The organism is Streptomyces sp. NPDC058459 (genome assembly GCF_042721685.1).
Lineage (GTDB): Bacteria > Actinomycetota > Actinomycetes > Streptomycetales > Streptomycetaceae > Streptomyces.
This window is the reverse complement of sequence record NZ_JBHXLV010000391.1, coordinates 1-2,277: the sequence shown is the minus strand read 5'-3', so window position 1 is coordinate 2,277 and position 2,277 is coordinate 1. Positions and strand designations below refer to the sequence as shown.

At 72.1% G+C, this 2,277-nt stretch carries 2 protein-coding genes; both read left to right on the top strand.

Translation table 11 applies throughout. The features are described from left to right. Positions 1-107: 107 nt before the first annotated feature. The gene (locus ACFWN1_RS32970; protein WP_384370347.1) at positions 108-1,169 is read left to right on the top strand and encodes an NAD-dependent epimerase/dehydratase family protein; all 1,062 of its coding nucleotides are present in this window, start codon (positions 108-110) and stop codon (positions 1,167-1,169) included. A gap of 14 nt (positions 1,170-1,183) precedes the next feature. After that, on the top strand, positions 1,184-2,197 hold the full coding sequence (locus ACFWN1_RS32965; protein ID WP_384370343.1) for a lysophospholipid acyltransferase family protein: 1,014 nt from the start codon (positions 1,184-1,186) through the stop codon (positions 2,195-2,197). Positions 2,198-2,277: the final 80 nt, after the last annotated feature.

Genomic DNA, 2,277 nt, shown 5'->3' with positions numbered 1-2,277 from the left:
GGACGGGGGGCCACCGGCATGTCCGGGGGGCCTCACCGTGACCCCGAACCGATAGGTTGGCCGCACACGGGGAACGCGGTCGTGGACGCGGAAGAGAGGCGCTGGTCTTGGGAAAGGTCGTGCTCGTCACCGGAGTCGCCCGGCAGCTCGGCGGCCGGTTCGTGCGGCGCGTCCAGCGGGACCCGGAGGTCGACCGGGTGATCGCCCTGGACGCCGTACCGCCCGCGCACGACCTGGGAGGCGCGGAGTTCATCCAGGCCGACATCCGCCAGCCGACCGTCGCCCGCGTGCTCGCGGAGACCGGCGCCGACACGGTCGTCCATTTGGACGTGACCGGCATGGCGCTCGGTGGCGGCAGCCGGGCCACGGTCAAGGAGACCAACGTCATCGGCACCATGCAGCTGCTCGGCGCGTGCCAGAAGTCGCCCTCGGTCAAGCGGCTGGTGGTGAAGTCCAGCACCAACGTCTACGGCTCCGCCCCGCGCGACCCGGCCGTCTTCACCGAGACCACCCCGGCCAAGGCGCTGCCCAGCGGCGGCTTCGCCAAGGACGCCGTCGAGGTCGAGGGGTACGTACGCGGGTTCGCCCGGCGCCGCCCCGACGTCGCGGTGTGCGTGCTGCGGTTCGCCAACATCCTCGGCCCCACCGCGGACACCCCGCTCGCCTCCTACTTCGCGCTGCCCGTGCTGCCGACCGTGTTCGGCTACGACCCCCGGCTGCAGTTCGTGCACGAGGACGATGTGATCGAGGTGCTGCGGATCGCCTCGCACGCGCCGCGCCGGGGCACCCTGAACAGCGGCACCTTCAACATCGCCGGTGACGGGGTGCTGCTGCTGTCGCAGTGCTCCCGACGGCTCGGCCGGCCCACCGTGCCGCTGCCGCTGCCCGCGGTCACCTGGGCCGGGTCGCTGGTACGTACGCTCGGTATGACGGACTTCTCACCCGAGCAGCTCCGGCTGCTGACCCACGGCCGGGTGGTCGAGACCGGCCAGATGCGCGACACCCTCGGGTTCGCGCCCACGTACACGACGGCGGAGACGTTCGCGGACTTCGCGCGCGGACAGGGTCCGGGGCTGCTGCCGCCGGGGACCCTCGCGGAGGCCGTCGACCGGGTCGCCGTGCTGACCGCCGGGAGCGGCTCCCGTGTCCCGCAGCCCGGCGCCAACTGAGGAGAGCGGCAACGATGGCGGACGCCAAGGTCATTCCGTTCGACGACGACCGGTCCCGCGCGGGCGCGGGGCAGCGGCAGCAGCGCCGCCGGAGCACGGGCGGCCGGCCCGGCGCGGTCCAGCCGCTGCCCACCGGAGGCGGCGCCCGCGACGAGGGAGCCCCGGCCGTCGAGCGCACCCGGGAAGCCGACGCCTTGGAGCGACGGGTCGCGCGCGGCCTCGCCTTCCTGCGCCGCAGGCTCACCGGGGACTACGACGTCGACGACTTCGGGTACGACGAGGAGCTGACCGACCAGGTCCTGATGTCCCTGCTGCGCCCGGTGTACGAGAACTACTTCCGGGTCGAGGTCAAGGGCATCGAGAACGTCCCGGCCGAGGGCGGTGCGCTCATCGTCGCCAACCACTCCGGGACGCTGCCGCTGGACGGGCTGATGATGCAGGTCGCCGTGCACGACCGGCACCCGGCCGGCCGGCATCTGCGGCTGCTCGCGGCCGACCTGGTGTTCGTGCTGCCGGTCGTCAACGAGCTGGCCCGCAAGCTCGGTCACACCCTCGCTTGCACCGAGGACGCCGAACGGCTGCTCGGCCAGGGTGAGCTGGTCGGGGTGATGCCGGAGGGGTTCAAGGGGATCGGCAAGCCGTTCGGGGAGCGGTACAAGCTCCAGCGGTTCGGCCGGGGCGGGTTCGTCTCCACCGCGCTCCGGCAGGGGGTGCCGATCATCCCGTGCTCGATCGTCGGCGCCGAGGAGATCTACCCGATGATCGGCAACGCCAAGACGCTGGCGCGGCTGCTGGGTTTCCCGTACTTCCCGCTGACGCCGACCTTCCCCTGGCTCGGGCCGCTCGGGGCGATCCCGCTGCCGACGAAGTGGACCATCCAGTTCGGTGAGCCGATCCCCACGGACGGGTATCCGCCGGAGGCGGCCGAGGACCCGATGCTGATGTTCAACCTCACCGACCAGGTCCGCGAGCAGATCCAGCACACGCTGTACAAGCTGCTGGTGCAGCGGTGTTCGGTGTTCTTCTGAGCCCGCTCACGACGGAAGTTCTTCTGAGTCCGCTCACGACGGAACGGGGCGCCCCTGCTCGGACAGGGGCGCCCCGTTCC

What these genes read in the sequence shown, in the direction of transcription:
- ACFWN1_RS32965 (WP_384370343.1), top strand. Translation starts at nt 1,184, where the DNA reads ATGGCGGACGCCAAGGTCATTCCGTTCGACGACGACCGGTCCCGCGCG.